This is a genomic window from Succinivibrio sp., assembly GCF_045124615.1.
Taxonomy (GTDB): domain Bacteria; phylum Pseudomonadota; class Gammaproteobacteria; order Enterobacterales; family Succinivibrionaceae; genus Succinivibrio; species Succinivibrio faecicola.
Window position 1 is genome coordinate 1 of the sequence record NZ_JBGVMC010000007.1, and the last position, 2,513, is coordinate 2,513.

The window sequence follows — 2,513 nt, forward strand, 5'->3', positions numbered from 1 at the left end:
CTAATAGTTTTTCGCTGTCATTTAAAAAAAGAAAGTCTTTAAACAAATTTGACAGAGTAAATGCTAATGCTTCGTATGCTGCATTATAATCCTTACCAAAAACTCCTTTTAGAGAAAAACTTATTACAGGAAACTGTCCTAAGTATTTATCTGTAAATTCTTTGTCTTTTAGAATCTCAAGACCTTCAAAGAGTTTTTCTTTGTATTCTCTGTTATCACTGCCATCTTTGCCAATAGTTAAATATGTGGCAAACATATCCATAAGCAGTGTTTTACCAAAGCGTCTTGGTCTTGTGAAAAGAAGTACTGATGATGGCTCTGTAAAGACATTCTTTAGATAAGGTGTCTTATCTACATAGTATTTACCTTTTTGTCTTAATGAAACAAAGTCCTCATTGCCAAGTGGCAATGGTTTGAATGTCTTTTCGGCCATTTTTATATCCAGAATATATAGTAACTATATGTAGTTTAGCTGATTTTTAAGTTATTTCAATATTACTTATCGTTTGGTCATGAAGCATATCTGTTAGTACTAAAATAGCAATTTTTACTTCAAATGCTTCAATTCTTCTAATCCATTATCAAAATTAGTAAAGATACTGATTTTTAAACAGTAAATGTGGTGCTAGACTGCATATTTTAAGAAATTCTTGCGTTAAGATCGAACTGCAAAAATAGAGTAAATTTATCTAACTGTTCTTTCATCTTTATTTATTATATTCTTCATCGTCGTCTATACAGTCAAACAGCTGTTTTGTTGCCTCTTCACGACGACGCTGCATATTATCCTGCTCGCTTTTGTAAACATTGAATTTGGCTCTTCTCAATCTCTCGTACTCTGCTGTACGTTCCTGAGCTAAATATAATCCTACACGTTTAATCTTGTCGCCTTCAAGCTCAACCACTACAAGACTTACCTTGATAAGGTTAACCTCATCGCCAGGCTCTGGGAAACCACCAATCTGATATGACATCATATCAGCTAAAGATAGAGTTTTCTCAAATGAGGTTAGCTCAAAATCAAACTGCTCTGCAAGATCGATTAGCGGAGTGTCTGCATTGTAAATCTTGTCACCATGATACAAGGAGTGACTCTTTATTCTTACCTGATGAGAGAACAGTGCATTTAAAAGCGGCTCATCTGCATCAGTACCGATAATAGAAAGAATATCACCAATCCTTATTCTTGTATCGCCCTGACATTTTATCTTTTTACCTTCACGGAATACAGCGGCAATGTTTGTTCCTTTAGGAAAAACTATTGATCTTAGCAGAATATTCTCAAATGATGGCTCCTTAATTCTATAGTTCATAAGCTCATAGTCATTAGACAGCATGATACCCACATCAGATTTATTGATAGGCGCTGCAATTGAAGGGGCATATACCTTTAAAATCTTTGATAATGGAACGATTAATGAGCCCTGGAACAATAAGGATACGATTACAACCACAAATGCTACATTAAAATACAGCTGAGGGTGGTCAAGTTTGTCAAATACTGGATAAATAGCAAGTACAATAGGTACAGAGCCTCTAAGACCAACCCAGCTCATAAACAGAAGATCACGGTTGTTATAAGCCCTAAAGAAAGGTTTTATACATAAGAATACTGTAAGAGGTCTTGCTATAAGAGTAATTACAACTGCAATTACTACACCAGGATACCAGTAAGACACCATTTCATGAGGTGACACTAAAAGACCCAACATCAAGAACAGTGTGATCTGACTTAACCAGGTAAAGCCTTCAGATACAGGAAGAATATAGCTTACCTGTCTTGTTTTCTGATTACCAATGCACATACCGATAATGAAGATAGCAAGGAAGCCAGAGCCTCCAATGTATGTGGTGATAGCAAATCCAATAAGACCGATACCTATTACAAAGATACAGTAAAGACCGACACCTAATGTGATATTAGTTATAAGCACTCTTGCAATATAGCCAATTACAATTCCTACGAGAATACCAAAACCAAACTGGGAGCAGAAAAATACGAAGGCATCGTACATAGATGTGGTTTTAGCAGATGCAAAGGCAATCATTGTTGTAGTCAGCAAAATTGCCATAGGATCGTTGGTTGCAGATTCAATCTGAAGAGAATTTGAAACATTTGATTTTAAAGAAACCGTATCATCCTTACCAAGTAAAGAGAATACAGCGGCAGCATCAGTTGAACCTACAATACACCCAAGTAAGAGAGCCTGAATCAGAGAAATATCAAGAATAAGATATGCTAACAAGCCAGTAATTCCAGACGTGAGAACAACACCCAGTGTCGCCAGTATTGTTGACTCTGTGGCCACAGTTTTCATCGTAGAAAAACTCGTTCTTAAACCACCGTCTAGAAGTATCACCGCAAGCATGAGATTTGCAATCAGAAAAGCGGATGAATAATCGGTGTAATGGATGTGAAGAATAATGCCGTCTTCACCGGTTAACATACCGATTGCAAGGAACAGTAAAAGTAAGGGGGTACCGAAAAAAGAGGAAAGCTTTGAAGCAAATAT

Annotated in this window: 2 protein-coding genes; both read right to left on the reverse strand. The window is 36.3% G+C overall.

Features of this window, described 5'->3' with window-relative positions:
* Positions 1 to 433: AAA family ATPase (locus ACJML3_RS00120; RefSeq protein WP_406019592.1), on the reverse strand; the 433-nt coding region annotated here is incomplete at its 3' end.
* 274 nt (positions 434 to 707) lie between these two features.
* The coding region (locus ACJML3_RS00125; RefSeq protein WP_406019593.1) for a potassium/proton antiporter at positions 708 to 2,513 on the reverse strand (1,806 nt) is incomplete at its 5' end.